The organism is Arthrobacter sp. YA7-1, from assembly GCF_025960325.1.
GTDB lineage: Bacteria > Actinomycetota > Actinomycetes > Actinomycetales > Micrococcaceae > Arthrobacter > Arthrobacter bambusae_A.
The window spans coordinates 3,250,143-3,268,436 of record NZ_CP110114.1 but is presented as its reverse complement, the minus strand read 5'-3'; the positions used below and the strand labels follow the sequence as shown (position 1 = coordinate 3,268,436).

At 60.1% G+C, this 18,294-nt stretch carries 18 protein-coding genes; 5 read left to right on the top strand and 13 right to left on the bottom strand.

The annotated features are described in order from the left end of the window. The first annotated feature begins 40 nt into the window (after positions 1-40). Together rplQ and OIT41_RS15260 are read left to right on the top strand one after the other, a co-directional pair. Positions 41-601: a 50S ribosomal protein L17 gene (rplQ, locus tag OIT41_RS15265; protein ID WP_264636742.1), complete on the top strand. Its 561-nt coding sequence runs from the start codon at positions 41-43 to the stop codon at positions 599-601. A 32-nt stretch (positions 602-633) separates the two neighbouring features. Then, complete coding sequence (locus OIT41_RS15260) at positions 634-1,524, top strand: tRNA pseudouridine synthase A (protein WP_264636741.1); 891 nt, start codon at positions 634-636, stop codon at positions 1,522-1,524. Positions 1,525-1,746: 222 nt separating this feature from the next. Here OIT41_RS15260 and OIT41_RS15255 read toward each other — a convergent pair whose 3' ends face one another. The 10 genes from OIT41_RS15255 to OIT41_RS15210 all read right to left on the bottom strand — a co-directional run bounded on the left by OIT41_RS15255 (position 1,747) and on the right by OIT41_RS15210 (position 11,241). Next, positions 1,747-2,625, bottom strand: a complete 879-nt coding sequence (locus OIT41_RS15255) for a type II secretion system F family protein (protein ID WP_241707128.1) — start codon at positions 2,623-2,625, stop codon at positions 1,747-1,749. Positions 2,626-2,636: 11 nt separating this feature from the next. Beyond that, positions 2,637-3,578 carry a type II secretion system F family protein gene (locus tag OIT41_RS15250; protein ID WP_264636740.1) on the bottom strand — a complete coding sequence of 314 codons (942 nt, stop codon included), beginning with the start codon at positions 3,576-3,578 and terminating at the stop codon, positions 2,637-2,639. 2 nt (positions 3,579-3,580) lie between these two features. Beyond that, complete coding sequence (locus OIT41_RS15245) at positions 3,581-5,062, bottom strand: CpaF family protein (protein WP_241707130.1); 1,482 nt, start codon at positions 5,060-5,062, stop codon at positions 3,581-3,583. Then, complete coding sequence (locus OIT41_RS15240; RefSeq protein ID WP_241707131.1) at positions 5,059-6,258, bottom strand: AAA family ATPase; 1,200 nt, start codon at positions 6,256-6,258, stop codon at positions 5,059-5,061. Before OIT41_RS15240 ends, OIT41_RS15245 begins: the two co-directional genes overlap by 4 nt. Beyond that, on the bottom strand, positions 6,258-7,019 hold the full coding sequence (locus tag OIT41_RS15235; RefSeq protein ID WP_264636739.1) for a Flp pilus assembly protein CpaB: 762 nt from the start codon (positions 7,017-7,019) through the stop codon (positions 6,258-6,260). Before OIT41_RS15235 ends, OIT41_RS15240 begins: the two co-directional genes overlap by 1 nt. 58 nt (positions 7,020-7,077) lie before the next feature. Next, complete coding sequence (locus OIT41_RS15230; RefSeq protein WP_264636738.1) at positions 7,078-8,025, bottom strand: pilus assembly protein TadG-related protein; 948 nt, start codon at positions 8,023-8,025, stop codon at positions 7,078-7,080. A gap of 89 nt (positions 8,026-8,114) precedes the next feature. Then, positions 8,115-8,528 (bottom strand): TadE/TadG family type IV pilus assembly protein, encoded by a 414-nt coding sequence (locus OIT41_RS15225; RefSeq protein WP_264636737.1) that lies wholly within the window; start codon positions 8,526-8,528, stop codon positions 8,115-8,117. Positions 8,529-8,648: 120 nt separating this feature from the next. Beyond that, the gene (locus OIT41_RS15220) at positions 8,649-8,840 is read right to left on the bottom strand and encodes a Flp family type IVb pilin (protein ID WP_241707135.1); all 192 of its coding nucleotides are present in this window, start codon (positions 8,838-8,840) and stop codon (positions 8,649-8,651) included. 1,297 nt (positions 8,841-10,137) lie between these two features. Further along, positions 10,138-10,329 (bottom strand): Flp family type IVb pilin, encoded by a 192-nt coding sequence (locus tag OIT41_RS15215; protein ID WP_241707136.1) that lies wholly within the window; start codon positions 10,327-10,329, stop codon positions 10,138-10,140. Positions 10,330-10,587: 258 nt separating this feature from the next. Further along, a complete protein-coding gene (locus OIT41_RS15210; RefSeq protein ID WP_241707137.1) occupies positions 10,588-11,241 on the bottom strand; it encodes a prepilin peptidase in 654 nt (217 codons plus the stop codon). Between the two features lie 295 nt (positions 11,242-11,536). On the opposite strand from OIT41_RS15210, the gene rplM reads away from it, so the two are divergent. Next, complete coding sequence (gene rplM / locus OIT41_RS15205; RefSeq protein WP_024817563.1) at positions 11,537-11,980, top strand: 50S ribosomal protein L13; 444 nt, start codon at positions 11,537-11,539, stop codon at positions 11,978-11,980. A gap of 36 nt (positions 11,981-12,016) precedes the next feature. Next, complete coding sequence (gene rpsI, locus OIT41_RS15200) at positions 12,017-12,526, top strand: 30S ribosomal protein S9 (protein ID WP_078108113.1); 510 nt, start codon at positions 12,017-12,019, stop codon at positions 12,524-12,526. Between the two features lie 149 nt (positions 12,527-12,675). On the opposite strand, the gene OIT41_RS15195 is transcribed toward rpsI, so the two are convergent. Both OIT41_RS15195 and OIT41_RS15190 read right to left on the bottom strand, forming a co-directional pair. Next, positions 12,676-14,604 carry an ArnT family glycosyltransferase gene (locus tag OIT41_RS15195; RefSeq protein ID WP_264636736.1) on the bottom strand — a complete coding sequence of 643 codons (1,929 nt, stop codon included), beginning with the start codon at positions 14,602-14,604 and terminating at the stop codon, positions 12,676-12,678. Next, positions 14,601-15,830: a bifunctional glycosyltransferase family 2/GtrA family protein gene (locus OIT41_RS15190; protein WP_264636735.1), complete on the bottom strand. Its 1,230-nt coding sequence runs from the start codon at positions 15,828-15,830 to the stop codon at positions 14,601-14,603. Before OIT41_RS15190 ends, OIT41_RS15195 begins: the two co-directional genes overlap by 4 nt. Positions 15,831-15,988: 158 nt before the next feature. On the opposite strand from OIT41_RS15190, the gene glmM reads away from it, so the two are divergent. Further along, positions 15,989-17,353: a phosphoglucosamine mutase gene (gene glmM, locus OIT41_RS15185; protein WP_078108114.1), complete on the top strand. Its 1,365-nt coding sequence runs from the start codon at positions 15,989-15,991 to the stop codon at positions 17,351-17,353. An 88-nt stretch (positions 17,354-17,441) separates the two neighbouring features. Here the strand turns inward: glmM and OIT41_RS15180 are convergent, their stop codons facing one another. Further along, on the bottom strand, positions 17,442-18,293 hold the full coding sequence (locus tag OIT41_RS15180; protein ID WP_264636734.1) for a D-alanyl-D-alanine carboxypeptidase family protein: 852 nt from the start codon (positions 18,291-18,293) through the stop codon (positions 17,442-17,444). Position 18,294: the final 1 nt, after the last annotated feature.

Here is an 18,294-nt window from a genome sequence, read left to right as displayed (position 1 = left end):
CGTTCGGACCCGGACGGCCTTCATTACAGGAGAAATTACTATGCCTACCCCCACTAAGGGTCCGCGCCTCGGAGGCGGTCCGGCTCACGAGCGCCTGATGCTCGCGAACCTGGCAGCAGCCTTGTTCGAGCACAAGCGCATCACCACGACGGTCACCAAGGCCAAGCGCCTGAAGCCGTACGCGGAGCGCCTCGTGACCTTCGCCAAGCGCGGCGACCTGTCCTCCCGCCGTCGCGTGCTCGGCCTGATCAGCGACAAGGGCATCGTCCACGAGCTGTTCACCGACATCGCCGGCGCCGTTGCCAACCGCGATGGTGGCTACACCCGCATCACCAAGATCGGCAACCGCAAGGGCGACAACGCTCCCATGGCTGTCATCGAGCTGGTTCTCGAGCCGGTTTCCCCGAAGCAGGCTGTAGTTGCCGAGGCAACTGCTGCTGCCAAGAAGGACGCTGAGAAGGCTGCTCCGGCCGCCGAAGAAGCCGCTCCGGTTGCTGAGGAAGAGGTCGTTGAGACTGAAGCCCCGGAGACCGAAGCCGAAGCTCCCGAAGCTGAAGCTGCTGAAACCGAAGAGGCTCCGGCCGCTGAGGAAAAGAAGTAATTCACTGAATTCTTCACAGTAGACTTAAGTCTATGAACGAACGAAAACCCGCTGCCCCCGTTTTGGGGGGCGGCGGGTTTTTGCGTGTCCGGATGGATCTCTCGTACGACGGGGGCCCTTTCAACGGGTGGGCCCTTCAGCCCGGTCTCCGGACCGTGCAGGGTTCGTTGGAAGAGGCGTTGGCGCTGATCGTGCGGCGTCCTGTGCGGGTCACCGTGGCGGGGCGGACCGACGCCGGTGTCCACGCGCGAGGACAAGTGGCGCACATCGATCTGTCCGAGGCCGAGTGGAGCGGACTGCCGAGGGGCCACGAGATCGCCCCCTCTGCAGCGCTGCTGCGGCGGCTTCGCGGAGCCTTGAGCCGGGTCCTGCTGGATGAGACCGGCGCCATTGAAGTGCACGACGTCGGACTGGCGCCTGATGGTTTCGATGCTCGCTTCTCAGCGTTGTGGCGCCGCTACAGCTACCGGATCGCCGATGGCGCCGAGCGCTGGGATCCTGTCCTGCGCAGGCTCACCCTGTGGCACAAGACTGAGTTGGACGAGGACGCGATGAACGCGGGAGCCGCGGCGCTGCTCGGGCTCCAGGATTTCCGTGCCTACTGCAAGCCCCGCGAGGGAGCCACCACTATCCGCGAGCTGCAGCGGCTGGAGTTCGTCCGCGGCAGCGATGGTGTGCTGGTGGCCAACGTCCAGGCGGATGCCTTTTGCCACAACATGGTGCGCGCCTTGGTGGGATCGGCACTGCGTGTGGGGGAGGGCCTGGAGCGTCCCGAGTGGTTGCATGAACGTTTGCTTGCCGGCGTGAGGGATGCCAGGTCGGTGTTGGCCGCGCCGCACCCTTTGGTGCTTGAGGAAGTGGCGTATCCCTCCGACGACGAACTGTTTGCACGGGCCGAGCTGACGCGGGCGCGGCGGGAGTAGGTTTGGGGTCGGGGTATCCGTGGCTCCCCGTCCCGGACGGCCCGGCGGTTGGCCGGGGCTTGGACGTTGGACGGCCCCCTCCCGGCTCTGGGTACCGTGGAGGGGGCCTGCGATGACCGCCCGCGTTCTGGGTTCGCGGGTGGTCGGTCAATAGCGCCCCAGATGCGCTGGTCCTGAGTTTCCGCACGCACCCTGGAGCAGGGTGCGTTTAGCAGAGCTGTCCTAGGTGAACGCCGCGATGATGTTGATGGCTGCGGGGCCAAGCAGGACGATGAAAAGGACCGGGAAGATACAGAAAATCAGCGGGAACAATACCTTTACGGGGAGCTTCATGGCCTTTTCCTCGGCCCGCTGCCTGCGCTTGACTCTTGCTTGCTTTGCCTGTGTGCGAAGTACCTTGGCGATTCCAATTCCGTACTTGTCGGCCTGGACGACTGCCCTGACGAAGCTCCGGACATCTGGAACGGTGCTCCTCGCAGCCAGCGCCTCGTAGGATTCTTGGCGTGGGCGCCCAACTTGGATGTCCTGAAGTGTCCGCGTGAGTTCCTGAGCCAGCGGGCCGTTTCCAGTTGTTCCGGCCCGTGCCATGGCCGATTCGAATCCAAGTCCGGCTTCAACGGCAATCAACATCTGGTCCAGGGTATTAGGGAGCTCCAATTCGATCGCTTCCTGACGCTTGATCCCCTTGTTGTAGATCAGAAGATCCGGCGCGAAGTAGAGGAAGATCGTCAAGAAGATAGCGATGCCGAGGTTTGTTGATGACGGTGTGCTGCTGAAGAGAAGAAAGCCGATCGCGGCGCCAGTCAGCGCGGCAATCGGTTTCGAGATGATCAGCTTCTCCAAGGGCATGGACTGCGGCCGGCCCGCCATTGCGAGCCATCGGTCCAGTTTTGCTTCGTAGCTTCGAGGAGTAGTCCGCTTAGAAAGCCCAAGCAATAGGGAGGTGCGTTGAACTTCGGGATTGCCGGCTCGCGACAAACCGGTTCCTAGATTCGTCTGGACAGCCAAAGCACCCTTTCTGTCCAGCGTGATAAGGACCCACGCGAAGTAGGCCAAGGGCAGCACAATCGCTGCGATGATGAGCCAAACCATGGGAGTCATTGCCGTTCTCCTTAGAACTTGATCTTGACGATGCGGCTCATCCAGAAACCGCCAACGACAAAGAGCAGAAAACTCACCGCAAGCATGATGAGTCCGATGGGCTGCTGGAACATCACGTCGAGATAGCCGGGGTTGACTGCCTTCATGAACAATCCGACGCCAATTGGAAGGGCCATCAGAATGTAGGCAGACATCTTCCCCTCGGCGCTTAGCGACCGAACGTGGCCCTTTATCTCGCTTCGCTCTCGAATGGTTGCCGCTACTTGCTCAAGAACCTCCGCCAGATCGCCGCCGACTTCACGGTTGATCTGGATAGCTTGGCCTATCCAGCGAAAATCCTCGCTCTGCATGCGGTCGGCGCATTCCTCGATAGCCTGGCGAGCGTCCTTTCCGATACGCGTTTCGTTCACGATGCGGGCAAATTCTTCGGAACTCGGAACGTCGGCCTCTAGTGCGGCGGCTTCGATCGAGCGCATCACGCTGTGGCCGGCGCGCAGGCCGCCGATCAACATTTGGATGGAATCGGTGAGCTGACGATCAAATTTTCCTCGCCGCTTCTCGGCGAGGAATCCCAGCACTATCCTTGCGAGGAAAGGGGTCACCGCGGCCCCCACAAGGCCAACAGGCCAATTGACGGTCAATGTTCCAAACACGCCTACAGCGAGCGCACATGCTGCGACGAGAACTGTGAAGTCTGCAGGAGCCATCTTCAGGCCGGCGTTATAAAGCAGTGCGCGGTTGTATGGCCCTCCAGATTCGCCAAGGACGCCGGCCACCGCGTCGGCGGTGGACTGTGAGACTTTGCTGATGGCGGATGGTTCAGGCTGATGGCCCCAACGACGGCGACTGAGCGGAACCGAACCGTGGCGTGGTTTGAGCACTACAAAGAACACCACGAAGAGAGCGGCGAGACACAGTGCAAAGCCGGCCAAGGGCGTCGTGAGCAAGGCCATCGCTACCGCCTCCCTGCCGGAACGGATTCAACACCGAAGACTGCCGGAGACACCGCGATGCCGAGTTCGGCAAAGCGATCGAGAAACCGTGGACGTATTCCTGTCGGAATCGGTTTACCCAGGAAACGGCCGAAGGGATCGATCCCGGCGGAATAGTCGAACAAGAAGGCGTCCTGCAAGGTCACGATTTCCCCCTCCATCCCCTGAACTTCGGTGACGTGGGTCACTCGACGGCTTCCGTCGCGCAACCGTGTGACCTGGACCAGAAGGTCTACCGCGGAGGACACTTGCTCGCGGATGGCGCGGAGCGGCAAATCCATTCCTGCCATGAGGACTAGCGTTTCCAGACGTGCAATGGCATCGCGCGGTGAATTTGCATGCACGGTTGAGAGGGAACCGTCGTGCCCGGTGTTCATGGCCTGCAACATATCCAGGGATTCACCGCCTCGCACTTCGCCTACGATGATTCGGTCTGGCCTCATACGGAGGGAATTGCGTACCAGATCCCGTATGCCTATCGCGCCCTTGCCTTCAATGTTCGGGGGACGGCTCTCGAGACGTACCACGTGTTGTTGCTGTAGCTGAAGTTCTACGGCATCCTCGATGGTCACGATCCGGTCTTCCTCAGGTATGAATGAGGACAGTACGTTGAGCAGGGTCGTCTTACCGGTGCCGGTTCCGCCGGAGACAATGATGTTCAAACGCGCCCGAACGCACGCGCTAAGCAGCTCCGCGATTTCGGGCGTGAGCGAACCCCACTCAACGAGATTCTGCACAGTGAGGGGTACGTGGCTGAATTTCCTGATGGTGAGGGAGGGCCCGTTCACCGCGAGCGGAGGAATAATCGCGTTCACACGAGAACCGTCCTCCAGCCTCGCGTCAACGAGGGGCGAAGATTCGTCGATGCGACGTCCCACACGCGACACGATCCGCTCAATGACTTTTCGAAGATGATCGTCTGAACTGAACCGCGCACCCGTCAAGGAGAGGTGGCCATGGCGTTCGATATAGATCTGGTCAAATCGATTGACCATGATTTCAGTGACTGATGGATCCTCAAGTAGACGCTGAAGGGGTCCGTAACCCATAACCTCGTCCGCGATCTCTCGGATGAGGCGCCTACGTTCCTCTGGCGAAAGAGGGACCTGTTCCTGGTCAATTACAGCCGAGAGTTCATCAATCGCAGTGGCACGAAGTTCCTCTTCGGACGAGGATGTATCACCAAATCGTGTTCCCATCCGTTCAAAAAGAGCCTGTGCAGCGCGCTCCTTCAGTCCAGCAAGCGCATCGACAACTGGTGTCTCTTGGCCGCCAGACAGGTACAACGGTGACGACGACCTAGAAACCGGAGCCAATGACGGGGCTACGGCAACGACGGCAGGGACCTCGGTTGGCGGTGAGTTGATGCCTTCGGACAAATCGGGATTGGCGCCGTCTACTTCGGGAGAACGTTGTGAATTGGAGAGTCGGGCTGAAAGCTTCATGACACAACCACCCGTCGGTGCTGTTGGTTGTGGGTAGTTGATACCCACTTCGGATCGAAGCGGTCTACAAGCTTCTTCAAGCCCTTCGACGCTGCATCGCGTGTAGTGCCCTGTAGCACCGGGATACCTCGGTTGGTGCTGAAAGGCAGCGTCCGTGAACGGGGAATCACTGTGTCGATCGGCACCCCGATGGTCGCCTCGACGTCCTGTACTGAGATTCCGCTCCTGCGATCAGCGAAGTTCAATACGGTGTGCCGGCCGGCGGGGAGAAGCTGAAGCTCCTTCAGCACGCTGAAGCATTTTCGAAGACCCCGGATACTCGGGACGTCCATGCCGCATACCCACACGCCGTCGGTGGCCAGTTCCAAAGTGGCCAGGCAGTGCTCGCCGAGCCCTGGAGCCGTGTCCACGACAACATACTTGAACTCGCTGGCCAGCTGGTTGATGAGCTGGGAGACGTGATCAGCCGTGATGTAGTCCGATTCCGCCGGTGTCCTTGGTGCGCAGAGGGCGTAAATTCCCGCTGGATGCACAGTAAGGAAGGCCTTCAGGACCATGGAATCCTGGGAGGCCGTTCCGCGGACGGCTTCAGTGATCGAGTGCTCAGGTTCGAGTAGCAACCCCGAGGCAACGTCGCCGAATTGCAGGTCAAGGTCAACGATGACGACGCCCATGGGCGCCAGCTTCCCCAATCCGATCGCCAGATTGGTTGCAACAGTCGTCTTTCCTACCCCGCCTTTGGGAGACATAACAGCGACGACGCGTCCGCGCTCCTGGCTTGGATCCGCGGCCGGAGCCATTCCCCTACGTCGGCTGGCCGAGGCCAGACATGCGCGCTCAAGCAACACCCGGAGTTCGTTGACGTCTATTTCGGGGGTGACTACATCACGTATCCCGGAATGCATGGCTCTTAGGATGAGGTCGGGACTCGGTTCTGCAATGAGCAACAGGCTGATCTCCGGATACTGGAGATCGAAGACAGTCGCCAGTTTCAAGGCATTCTCCGGGGTGACCCCTGGGCCGAGAATCAGGACCTCGGGTGGAGCACCATTGAGCTGCCTAAAAACATCGTCCGGTCCGCCGGACAAGACGTCTGGAGACAAAGTCTGCAGTTCGCCATGAAGGGCACCGGCAATGGCTTGACGCACGCGGCCCTCAAAATCGCGAACAGCAGTGATGGCTACAAAGCGACTCATTAGTACAGCCCTCCGAATGTAGTGATTGGAGGATTGCTCTTCTTGGTGGTGTCCGTTTGTTTGGCGAGCCACAGTGTCCCGAATTCGGAACTGAAGACCATCTTTGAGGCGTCTGCATCGCTCCTAGCCACCGTGACGAACGCAGAGCCATTGGGCATGGCCACTGCAGGGTCCGTCGAAGTAGAGCTCGCTTTTTGTGTTTGCGCGGGGGCCTGTTGCACAGCAGTCACGAGGACATCGTGGAAAAGGAGCCCTGTCGACTGCTTCGATCCCGCTGGTATATTTGTGCCCGCGGGCATGGCCTCATCGGTCTTAAACGAGCTGTAGACGGTGACTTTGTCGCCGGCCGAAAGCCGACCGCCCAGCATCCGTTCGGGTGTGAGAAGGAAGGTAACTTCGGTCATACCATCTGGAACCGGGACTGTTCCCGGAACCAGTTCTGCCGGTGCCACCAACCTGGACGCAATAAGCTGCTCCCCGGGTGCCAAATTGACAGAGGTAACTTTTCCAGTCTGGTCCGTCAGCTCGTGGAGGGCGCCTGATGCGACCGCTGACTGTGGAATTGACTTTAGCTCAACTTTGCTCCCGAGATCTTCGGCTTTTGTTCCGGCAGGGACTGCATCCTTGACAACAAGTACACTGATGGGGTCCATTCCTTTTGCGGCTCTGGCGTCGGCACCTTGCACGTACACAACAAGTAGTACAGCTCCGACGACGGCCAGCAGCAGCGCTGCGATGCCTCCCAGTAGGCGTGATTTCACTTGACTAGCTCCTTTCAAAATCCCAGATCAATTGAATTGGCTAAGCGGAGTCCAGGATCTACCCCGTAAGCGTGATCACGGAGGCCCCAAAATTGGGAAGCCCGCCGCCGATCGACATTCCCTCTTGAAGGGAAACAAAACGTGCGAAATAGCCCTGAATACCGCGGCAGTTTCCGGTGCAGCTGGGTGCGGCAGGGTCATTGACGCCTCCCGATCCGCTGAACCGATAGCCCGTTACCTGGAATGCACCAAATCCGACGAGCGTGTAGGTCGCGTTGCTACCGTTCCCCGTAGCCGAGTTGAAGAGAGGGACAAGGACGGGCTTATCCATGATGGTGGAAAGAACGGAACTGCAGGCGGGGTCGTTCGGGAAGTGATTTCCCGGTTGGCCGCTCACTTGCGCCGAGATGCTGATGTTTGTAGAGCAACCTGTATTGGTAGTGAGCCAGCCGAAGCCGCCGGGTTCATAGCCGTTCTGTGCTGCACATCCCGGATACGCGGGTGCGTTCGTGTCGTAACGCATCAGGATATGGGTCGGCACTGGATCGCCGGTGAAATTCCCGGTGGATTGCAGTGACGCTAACTGACTGGGCGTGAGGTACTTCTCGAAGACACACTCGCTCATGGTCCAGGGAAGGGTCGTGCCCGTCGAAGGTGGCCCCCAGGACGCTTGGGCTGTGGCCCGAACGTCTGCGGAATTGATTCCCAGCACTCTAGCGAAGAACAGGGAAAAGCTGTTGGAACCGGTGGTGGCATCGCGACTGTTTGTCTCGACGCGTACCGTGGTCGCCTGGGGAAAAGTGATGGAGGAAACGCCGCTTGAACCGTCGTTGGCGTTTCCGTTGGCGAGCCTTGATGCCGTCGTGGTGGGGGTCCCGCAGTCGCCGGCGGCGCAATCACCAGCGATCGCGAGCGCCGCGGCATCGGCCCCGTTTTGCAGTTGGGCCTTTTCGGCGTACAACGCGCCAACGTCAATGGCCAAAGCCGCGAAGCCGAGAAGGACCACAAGGAGGAAAGCCACTATCAGAGTCACTGCGCCTCTCTCGCTGTCATCGGAGGTCTTAGCCTTCCGATGCCCAAGGAGGTGGGTACCTTTCAGCCGCCGCATTTCATCACCCCGACTCCAGTCATTGACATTGGGAAGATTCCCGGCATTCCGAAGAACCCGCCATTCAGGAAACCCGTCAGTGACGGAAGAGAGACCTTGGTGGTAACCGTGACGTCGGAAGTCGGTGAGCAACTTCCAACATTGCTGGTGACTGTCATCCCCAGGCCACTGAGCGTCGGTGCGGCCCTTTGTGCCGTGCCGGTGACGTCCAGACTGGAGTCCTGATAGTGGATGGCGGCATTTCTCGCGCCCTCCCTTGCCGCTTCCGTCAGGGAAACCTGAACGTTCAGCACCCGACCAAATTCAATGATTCCGATCAGAATCAGCAGCAGCAGGGGGAGGACAATCGCCAGTTCGACGGCTACTGCACCACGTTCTTTCTTTTTCGCTTTCAAGAACATCTCCCAGAATTAGTTCCCGAATAAGGATGTTCGCCCAGCTTCAAGGTGGACTTTTGTGTTAAGCGGTTTGGCTCCGGTTGCGGCTCTCACCGCAACCGGAGCCAAACGATGAAATCAGAGCTAAAGGCTAGTTGTAACGCCCGCGAACATAGCCTTGATTGCGAGGCCCAGCGGACCAACAGCCGCCAGGACAATCACTGCGATAAGGGCGACCATGATGCCGTACTCCACCATCGTCGCTCCCTTCTCGGAGTTGAACCGCTCCTTGACGCCGGCGATGAATGAGACAACGGAGAGCATGAGAGTTGACATTGGATGAACCTTCCCAGATAAGTGAATTTTTCTACGAATTCCAACCGTCCACATATTCCGTTTGACGGTTTCGGTTTTCGTTAGGACAAGAATTGCGTGTGGGTGGGTTAACAAACAATGCGTAGTGGTACTCGACTTTTCGGGGGCGATTTGCGCGAACTACTCGCAAGTGGGGCCCGAGTACTCGGTTTTTCTGGCTAAGTACTACTCAAGCTACGAGGCGGCAGTGGCCTGTGGGCGTCAAGGGAAGCCTGCGAAGATTGTGAGCATGACAGATACGAGGAGTGCCACCCCAATTGCTGCGGAGAACGTGGGTGCCGGTCCGTGAACCACCGGCGAGGCTTGGTTCCGCGCTGCAACTGCAACAGCCGGATCGTCATTACCTACCCACCACAAAGCCGATCGGTCCCCTGTAGCCCGGTTGGGTCCAACCCAAGTAGCCCAAGTACATCTTCGAGTGGTGCTGAGGGGCCTCGCACAGCCCTTCCGAGGCTGCCCCGAGAAATTGATCGGAGAAAAATGACCCCAAAGATCAAAATGACGCCGCCGGCGGCCGCGCGAAGCATAGAAAGCTGGATGAACATCGGCAACCACGTCGCCGCTATCCGCTCTGAGCCTTTATCCCGCTGATCGACTACCCGGCTCGCGTCACCATCGCCGATGTCTCCGACGAGCAGGACGGATCCCACCTGAGAGACGCTTACCTTCACTCGTGAATTCGGGGGCCTCGCCTACCCAGGTCAACGCGGGCACCTGGCTTTCCGCCATCGCCAGGGATGCATCCCGATCCGCAGGCTTGGCTAGTTTGGTCATGCCGTGAGCGGCGGTCGACGAAATGTCGTATGAGCGCGGCTCCGGGCCGATCGGACGAACAATGGGTTACTCCGGAGCGTGTGGCGCTCGGCACTTTCGAGCTGATCAACCCCATTGAGCGGAGTTCCCGCGTCGGCCACGGAGCTGGGACGATACTCAACGAAGAACGCCGCCGCGGTCAGCCTGTGACGGGGATGGGCGACTTGCCACGCCGGAGCATCGGGAATAGGCAGAAAGAATTAGGGGGTTAACGCCGAAAGGGCGCTCCTTAGCCGGGGAAGCAACGGTTCAACGACCGCAATCTTTCCCAGTTCAGAGCGCCCATGTTCGGTGCGTCGCGCAATTCTTCCGAAAATTAAGACAGATCTGCGGGGTTTGCGAATTTTCTGCCCGTCCTCGGACGTGGCCACTGTGTGCCCAAAGATCGTTTCAGCGCGCGCTCTTGCCGAAAGCAATAAGTCTCGACAAGCAATGAAGTGGCCGCCTATACGCTGGCAGTGACTCCTGTGAATATTCCAGCGATTGCCTGCCCCAACGGACCGACGGCTGCCAGGACGATCACCGCGATAAGGGCGACCATGATGCCGTACTCCACCATCGTCGCCCCCTTCTCGGAAGTGAACCGTTCCTTGACACCGGCGATGAATGAAACAACGGAGAACATGAAAGTGGACATTGTAAAACCTTCCCCAGATAAGTGAATTTTCGTACGAGTCCCTGCCGCTCACATACCCCGTCCGGCGGTTGGATCTCGCTAGGACAAGAATTGCCCGTGAGTGGGTTAACAAACAATGCGTGGCGTTACTCGTTTTCCGACTCCCGGACGTGGCAACTACTCGCTCGCGTGGCTGAACTACTTGGTTTTTTGGCTAACTACTACCCCAAACCGCAGGTTGTGGTTGCGCATGAGGAGGAGCGGGTAGCCGGCGAGTGACTACCCGCCAAGAAGTACCACTCCTATTGCGGCAGCGAACATAGCCGGTCCATGAGGCACTTCTGTGGGTTTGGCTCCGCGCTTCAGGAGCAACAACAGCACCGTCATTACCCCGCCAACCACGAAGCCCAGCAGTCCCCCGTAGAACAGCTGAGTCCAGCCCAAGTAGCCCAAGTACATTCCGAGTGGCGCCGCGAGCTTCACATCGCCCATTCCGAGGCCGCCGGGGGAAATTAATCCAAGAATTAAGTAACCGAGGAACAAAATGCCACCTCCAACAGCTGCGCGAAGTAGGGCGGGCCAGTCCGGAACCAGCACAGAGGACGTGGTTAGCAGGACGAGGCCGGCGGAAAGCAGAATCAAGACCAAGGGGTTCGGGAGTAAATGGTGGGCGACGTCCAAGCGGGACAGCTGAACCGCCAGTACTCCTAAGAGCAGGTAAGCGGGGAGGGCAGGTGACAAGCCGAACCGGACCGTCATGAGCGCAAACAACGCGGCCGTCACCACCGCTGTCGTGATCCTCACGGTGTAGGAGGGGAGTCCACCAAGCCGCGGCAGGGATCGGGCTATCAGAACCTCTGCCAGGGGGCTCGTGAGCAGCCCGAGGAGCCCGAGGGCGGCCACAAGCAAGGGCTGGGCGGCAGTTGCTGTCATGGCATCTCCTGGGGGCTCGGAATGGGTCTCAGCTGTTCACGCTCGTTGCCAGCCTATTTTGACCCTGAAGCTCCTAGCCGCTATTGTTGATAGTCGTTGTGCGTGTCCTTTCTCGATGACACATGCCCGCTTGGGGATCCAGTTGCAGGATCGTTAACTCGACAGGCATATCGAGACTTCGGGATGACTGGTACATAGAGCCCTCACCTCTGCTCCGGTAGCGCATACCTAGTAGGCACACGCTTCAAGCGTGCCGCCTAAAACATGAACGCCAGAACAAGAACGAGGCAAAACCGTGCGTACGTACACCCCGAAGCCCGGCGATATCAACCGCCAGTGGCACGTCATCGATGCCACCGACGTTGTCCTTGGTCGTCTTGCCAGCCAGACCGCAACACTGCTGCGCGGAAAGCACAAGCCGACCTTTGCGTCCCACATGGACATGGGCGACTTCGTCATCATTATCAACGCTGAAAAGGTTGCCCTGACCGGCGCCAAGCTGGAGCAGAAGCGCGCATACCGCCACTCCGGCTACCCGGGCGGCCTGACCTCCGTCAACTACGCGGAGCTCCTGGAATCCAACCCGGTCCGCGCCGTGGAGAAGGCCATCAAGGGTATGCTCCCGAAGAACTCCCTCGCTGCACAGCAGCTGGGCAAGCTCAAGGTTTACCGTGGTGCAGAGCACCCCCACGCAGCCCAGCAGCCCAAGACTTTCGAAATCACCCAGGTCGCCCAGTAGTCCTGGCCACCAACCAACTTTTAATCAAGGAGAATCGTGGCTCAGAACGAAGAACTGACCACCGAGGCCGTTGTGGCTGAGGAAAACCTGACCAGCTACACCTCGGAGAGCGGTCCTGCAGAAGCAGAAGCGCCGAAGAAAGAGCGTCCGGCACTGACCGTTTCCGGCGCCGCAGTTGGCCGTCGTAAGGAAGCCGTTGCACGGGTTCGCATCGTGCCCGGAACCGGCAAGTGGATCATCAACGGTCGCGAGCTGGCCAACTACTTCCCGAACAAGCTGCACCAGCAGGACGTCAACGAGCCCTTCAAGATCCTTGATCTTGACGGCGCTTACGACGTCTTTGCACGTATCCACGGTGGCGGCATTTCCGGTCAGGCCGGCGCACTGCGTCTCGGCATCGCCCGTTCACTGAACGAGATCGACACCGAGAACAACCGCGCCACCCTGAAGAAGGCCGGCTTCCTGCGTCGTGACGCACGCGTCATCGAGCGCAAGAAGGCTGGTCTCAAGAAGGCACGCAAGGCTCAGCAGTACTCCAAGCGCTAAAAATGCTCTTACCCGTGGTGTTGCCGCTGGCGCGACATCACCACGGGGCCCTGAGCGCTTTTTAGCGCTCGGACCCACAAGCGCTAAACCCGCTTTCTCGAAAGCCCGTCCCGCCGTTTGGCGGGGCGGGCTTTCTTCGTACTTTGAACTTACTGGGTGAGGCGATAGAAGGACGTTCCATCGATTATCTCGGGCTGGAAGTTGCTTTCCACCCACTGCACAATGCGCGCAGATTCCCCTCGCCCGTCAGACGTCAAAGGCGGAAGGTTCTGGATCACAAACGATCCGACATTACCCTGGTGGACCATTGTCTGGAATTGCTCCAGTGTCGGGAAAGGATCTGTGCCGTCGAATCCACCCACTGGCAGGATCGCTCTGGAACTGTCCAGCTGATAATTGGCGGCCGTTTCCGAGCCGACAACCGCGGTTGCCCACCGCACGGACGCAGGGCTCGCTTTGATCCTCTCAAGGACTATCGGGGATGGCACGTCGCCGAACATGACCGCGGTGAAGCTGAGGGGCGTCCCGGTCGGCAGTTGAGTTCGATCTGGACTATCTGATCGAATGCCCAGGGTGCTGGGTCCGGCGACAACTCCTGCTCCGACGTGCGGACTAAGGGCCGTGTTTACCGACCAGATAGTAGGACCCAATAAAATTGATGCTCCTATAAATAGGGCTGGTACCGCTTGCGGTTGCCTTTTGACCGGTGGAAGTATCACGATGGCGACTGCCAAGCTACCCGCGACCAACAACACCTGGGGCAGCCAAGGGAATTCCGAGACGGACCGGGATACGGTAGTAAACCCCAGGATCAGGCAGCTAGCCATCACGACACCAGACGCTAGACGGACTAGCCCGCTTGCCAAGCGGCGCATAAGATGGGTGGCCGTAAACGCGGCTAAGCAACTGAGCGCCGGCACGGTTGAGATCGCGTAATAGGGATGGACGATGCCTGTCATCATGGCCAGGACCGTGGCCGAACAAATAAACCATGCGGCGCAGAAGGCCAAAAAAGCCCGCTGTTGCAACGTGCCATGTCGTCGAATGGCGAACCAAATAGTGATACCGACTCCAGCAATCGCGAGCGGGAGAAACCACGCGAACTGGGCCGAGAACTGTGGTTGTAGAAAACGTGTGAACCCAGGGCCAAGCTTCTGGTAGAGATCCGCACTAGGACCCGACAGCGTGTGGCTGGCATCCTCGCCGGTCAACCGGTCGAGCCCGTTGTAACCCAGCGTCAGTTCCCAGAGGCTATTGGATCGGGAGCCGCCGATGAACGGCCTCTGAGCAGGATCCGCTTTCTGCGCGATGATGAGCCACCAGCCCGATGCGACTACTGCGGCGAGCAGTCCGGCCCCGAGGTGGAGCAATTTGCGATATACCGGCAATCGGGCGAAAACACCGTACGCAAGCGCGATCGCCGGCAGAATGAGTGCAACCTGTAGCTGCTTCGTGAGAAACCCGGCGCCGATCAGGGCCCCCGCGACGAGCAGCCAGCGCAGCTTCCCTCTGTCGATCGCCTCGAGTGTGGCGTAGGCGGCTCCGATCATGAGGAGAGTCAGCAGCGCATCCGGGTTGTTGTACCGGAACATGACGGTGGCCACGGGCGTTACCGCGAAGAAAAGCCCTGCAAGGAGGCCAGTTGCAGGGTCGGTCCGCTTCTGCACCATCCGATACAGCAAATAGACGCTGAGTACTCCCATGAGAGCCTGCGGCAAGAGGATGCTCCATGAGTTGAGCCCGAAAAGGCGCACCGAAAGCGAAATGATCCACAAGGACATCGGCGGCTTGTCAACGGTAATTGCATTGCTGGGGTCGGAGGAACCGTAGAAGAACGCCGTCCAGTCTTCCGAGCCGGCCATGACGGCAGCGGAGTAGTAGGAGTTTGCCCAGCCGTTTCGGTCGAGTCCCCACATGTAGAGGACCGACGTCAAAGCAAGAAGGCCCAATAGAGCCGGCCGCTGCCACATCGGATTCAACGGATCCCCACGAAGCCACATCCGGAAGATCTGAGAAGGGCCCCCGATGACAGTGCCCAGGGCTGGTTGTCCGGGAAGTCGGCTGGTTTTGCTGCTCACACTGCCAACTGCTTAATGGTGGCCACGCCACGCCGTTCCTCCGTCCGCCGTACCCGGAAGACCCAGATACGAAGCAGGACGAAGCGGACAAGAGTGGCGAAAATATTCGCACTGGTCAGGACCAACAACTCAGTGCTGGGCGATGCATCCGGGTGAATGGCATGTAGCAATACCAGGGACGAAGAGGTGATCACCCAGGCGACTAGGAAAACCACAAGGCCTTGAAACTGTTGCGTGAACTGCCGCTCGGGGCCATGGATCCTGAAGGTGAAGCGGCGGTTGGCTGCCGTGTTCGCAATGGCAGTGAGTAACAAGGCCAGGAAGTTTCCCTGCTGTGGGCCAAACGGGCCCTGGAATAGCAGATACAGCAAAGCAAAAGCGATAGTGGAGAACGCGCCGACGATTCCGAAACGTATCACCTGGCCGAAGAAACTTGGGCGGGTCGGCGTGGCGATAGGTCCTCGCCCCAGCTCCGCGTATATCGCTTGCAAAGGGATATTTCCCTTCATCATGGAACCGGCGACGCGTACGAGGCCCCTGATATCGTCGACGGCGGTTTGGCGGATATCCACCCTGCTGTCTGGATCGTCGATCCAGTCGACTGGAATCTCGTGGATTCGAAGTCCTGCACGCTCCGCCAAGATCAACAGCTCGGTGTCGAAGAACCAGCAGTTGTCCTTCACATACGGCAGCAGCCGATGCGCGACTTCCGCCCTGACTGCCTTAAAACCGCACTGGGCATCGGAAAACTGTACCTGCATGGTCCGTTTAAGAATCAGGTTGTAGCTCCGGGAGATGAATTCCCGTTTGGGACCCCTGACTACTCTCGAAGTCCTGCCAAGCCGCGTGCCGATGCTGACATCCGAGTGACCGGAAAGCAGGGGAGCGATGAGCGGAGGCAAAGCCGCCAAATCGGTTGAGAGGTCGACGTCTACATATGCCAGAACTTTGGCTTCGGACGATGTCCACGCGTCGCGGAGCGCAAAACCCCGCCCTTTAGTCTCCAGGCGCCGATAACTGACATTCGGAACCTCATCAGCGAGCTTCCGCGCAATTAAGCCGGTCGCATCAGTGCTCGCGTTGTCGGCAATCGTGATTTTCCAGCTGTACAACAATTCCCGGGAAAGGTAATCGGTGAGCCGGTAAATGCTTCTTTCGAGTATGGCGGACTCGTTGAAGACGGGGACGATTATTTCGAGCGCCAAGCCCCCAGAGCTAGGTGTCATGCGGCAATCGTAGATACTTGTTAAGGCCCTTTACTAGAGTGGAGGAAAAAGCGCAAGTCGAGTAGCTCCACTCTTGCGATTGCGCAGTCTAAGGGGTATGAGCGTCCTCCGTCACTGCTTCCCTCGGCGCCTACAGCCGTCGTCTAGACTGGGACGCGATGGCTAGATTATTTGGAACAGATGGCGTGCGTGGTCTCGCCAATGGATTGCTCACCGCGGAGCTTGCTCTTCAGTTGGCCCAAGCAGCAGCAGTGGTCCTTGGCCACGAGCGTGCGGCCAATGGAACGCGGCCCCGTGCCGTGGTCGCCCGGGATCCGCGCGCCAGCGGGGAGTTTATCGCCGCAGCCGTGGAAGCCGGGCTTTCGAGTTCCGGCATCGACGTGTACGACGCCGGTGTACTGCCCACGCCCGCCGCGGCCTACCTCATCGCCGACCTCGACGCCGATTTCGGGGTCATGATCTCGGCCTCGCACAACCCGGCACCGGACAACGGCATCAAGTTCTTCGCCCGCGGCGGCCAGAAGCTCCCGGACGAAGTAGAGGACGCGATCGAGGCCCAGCTCGGCAAGGAACCCGCGCGTCCAGTGGCCGGCGACGTCGGCCGCATCCAGCGTTTCTCGGACGCCGAGGACCGTTACATCGTCCACTTGCTCGGCACCCTGCCGCACCGCCTCGAGGGTCTCAAGGTTGTGCTGGACTGCGCCCACGGGGCGGCAAGCGGCTGTTCCCCGCAGGTCTTCGCCAGCGCCGGCGCCGAAGTTGTGGTGATCGGCGCGGAACCCGACGGCCTGAACATCAACGACGGCGTCGGGTCCACCCACCTTGGCCAGCTCAAGGAAGCGGTGGTCAAGCACGGTGCCGATTTCGGCATTGCCCACGATGGCGACGCCGACCGCTGCCTCGCCGTGGACCACGAAGGCAACGAGGTTGACGGTGACCAGATCATGGCGATCCTGGCCCTCGCGCTGAAGAAGTCCGGAAAGCTGAAGGACGACGTCCTGGTTGCCACCGTGATGAGCAACCTCGGACTCAAGATCGCTCTGCGGGATGCTGGAATCACCCTCCGCGAGACCGCGGTGGGGGACCGGTACGTCCTGGAAGCAATGCGCGACGGCGGCTTCAGCCTTGGTGGAGAACAGTCCGGCCACGTGATCTTCTCGGATTACGCCACCACGGGAGACGGCGTCCTGACCGGTCTGCAGATTGCCGCCCAAGTGGCCGGTACCGGCCGAACCCTCAAAGACCTTGCCCGTGCGATGACCAAGCTGCCGCAGCTCATGATCAACGTGAAGGGCGTGGACAAATCGCGCGCCGCCACCGACGAAGGCGTTGCCGCCGCGGTGGCTGCCGCCGAACTCGAACTTGGTGATACCGGCCGGGTGCTCCTGCGGCCCTCCGGCACCGAAGCGCTCGTGCGCGTGATGGTGGAGGCAGCGGACATGGAAACCGCCACCCGCATATGCACCGAACTCGCCGGCGTCGTCGAAGACCGCCTCGCCATTCCGCACGAACTGGCGCTCTAGCCCCAACATCGCAAGACCAGACAGCTGTGGCCCGTCTCCGTGGGGAGATGGGCCACAGTTGTTCACGTGCCTGATGCTCAATCAACCGCTAGAGATAGCCCGGCGCCGCTTCAAGCCCGAAGTACTCCTCGAGGGTGCCGATGCCCCGCTTGCTCATATCCGTAGCAGCTTCAATCCCGATAAAGCGCAAATGCCACGGCTCGTAGTAGTAGCCGGTGACTTCATTGAGCATCCAGGGGTACCTGACGACAAATCCGAACTTGTACGAGTTGGCCTTGGCCCACACCGCGGCAGGTTGATCGGCGAAGCAGGGCTCGAAGCTGCACGCCCCGCCGCCGTCGCCGATATCGAACGCCCAGCCAGTCTGGTGCTCCGAGAAGCCGGGACGTGCCGAGGCCGTGTCCGCCGAGGCCTGTCCGCGGGTGCTTGCATAGCCGTTGTACGTGGCGGTCTGGGTCTGAAAGGAACGGTAGCCGGACGCCAAAGTCAGGGTCACGCCGGCCGAGGTGGCTGCCGCGAAGAGTTTCTCGGCCGCTGCCGCGGTGGTGCTGTTGAGCAGGGACGCCTCTCCGCTGACTGCGAGTTGCACGCGGGGCTGCACCAAGTCGGCAGGGACAAACCGCAATGGGGTCAGCGGCCGGTGCTTGTTGACGATGACCCATTGGCTCGCGGGGTCGCTGTGGGAAAACTGTTGGGACAGGGCCGCCGACGGAGCCTTCGACGGCGGTGCGCCCGACGGCGGCTGATCAGTTGGCGCTGCGGAGGGGACCGCCGTCGTGGTCGCCGCGGCCGGCGTCGGCGCTGGACCTGAGGGGGACGGAGTCGACGTGGGCGTGGCGACCCGGTTATCCGGGGTGCAGGCCGCCAAGGCGGCCATACCCACCCCTGCGGCGAGGAGCGTCGCGAAGGACCTTCGGCTGGGGCCGCCGTTGTAGCACATC

Excerpts from the sequence above, each read along its gene's own strand:
- OIT41_RS15260 (WP_264636741.1), top strand. The coding sequence starts at position 634 with ATGAACGAACGAAAACCCGCTGCCCCCGTTTTGGGGGGCGGCGGGTTT.
- OIT41_RS15240 (WP_241707131.1), bottom strand. The coding sequence starts at position 6,258 with ATGAGTCGCTTTGTAGCCATCACTGCTGTTCGCGATTTTGAGGGCCGC.
- glmM (WP_078108114.1), top strand. The coding sequence starts at position 15,989 with ATGGCTAGATTATTTGGAACAGATGGCGTGCGTGGTCTCGCCAATGGA.
- OIT41_RS15250 (WP_264636740.1), bottom strand. The coding sequence starts at position 3,578 with ATGGCCTTGCTCACGACGCCCTTGGCCGGCTTTGCACTGTGTCTCGCC.
- OIT41_RS15225 (WP_264636737.1), bottom strand. The coding sequence starts at position 8,528 with ATGTTCTTGAAAGCGAAAAAGAAAGAACGTGGTGCAGTAGCCGTCGAA.
- OIT41_RS15255 (WP_241707128.1), bottom strand. The coding sequence starts at position 2,625 with ATGACTCCCATGGTTTGGCTCATCATCGCAGCGATTGTGCTGCCCTTG.
- OIT41_RS15245 (WP_241707130.1), bottom strand. The coding sequence starts at position 5,062 with ATGAAGCTTTCAGCCCGACTCTCCAATTCACAACGTTCTCCCGAAGTA.
- OIT41_RS15220 (WP_241707135.1), bottom strand. The coding sequence starts at position 8,840 with ATGTCAACTCTCATGCTCTCCGTTGTCTCATTCATCGCCGGCGTCAAG.
- rplQ (WP_264636742.1), top strand. The coding sequence starts at position 41 with ATGCCTACCCCCACTAAGGGTCCGCGCCTCGGAGGCGGTCCGGCTCAC.
- OIT41_RS15180 (WP_264636734.1), bottom strand. The coding sequence starts at position 18,293 with ATGTGCTACAACGGCGGCCCCAGCCGAAGGTCCTTCGCGACGCTCCTC.
- OIT41_RS15190 (WP_264636735.1), bottom strand. The coding sequence starts at position 15,830 with ATGACACCTAGCTCTGGGGGCTTGGCGCTCGAAATAATCGTCCCCGTC.
- OIT41_RS15215 (WP_241707136.1), bottom strand. The coding sequence starts at position 10,329 with ATGTCCACTTTCATGTTCTCCGTTGTTTCATTCATCGCCGGTGTCAAG.
- OIT41_RS15210 (WP_241707137.1), bottom strand. The coding sequence starts at position 11,241 with ATGACAGCAACTGCCGCCCAGCCCTTGCTTGTGGCCGCCCTCGGGCTC.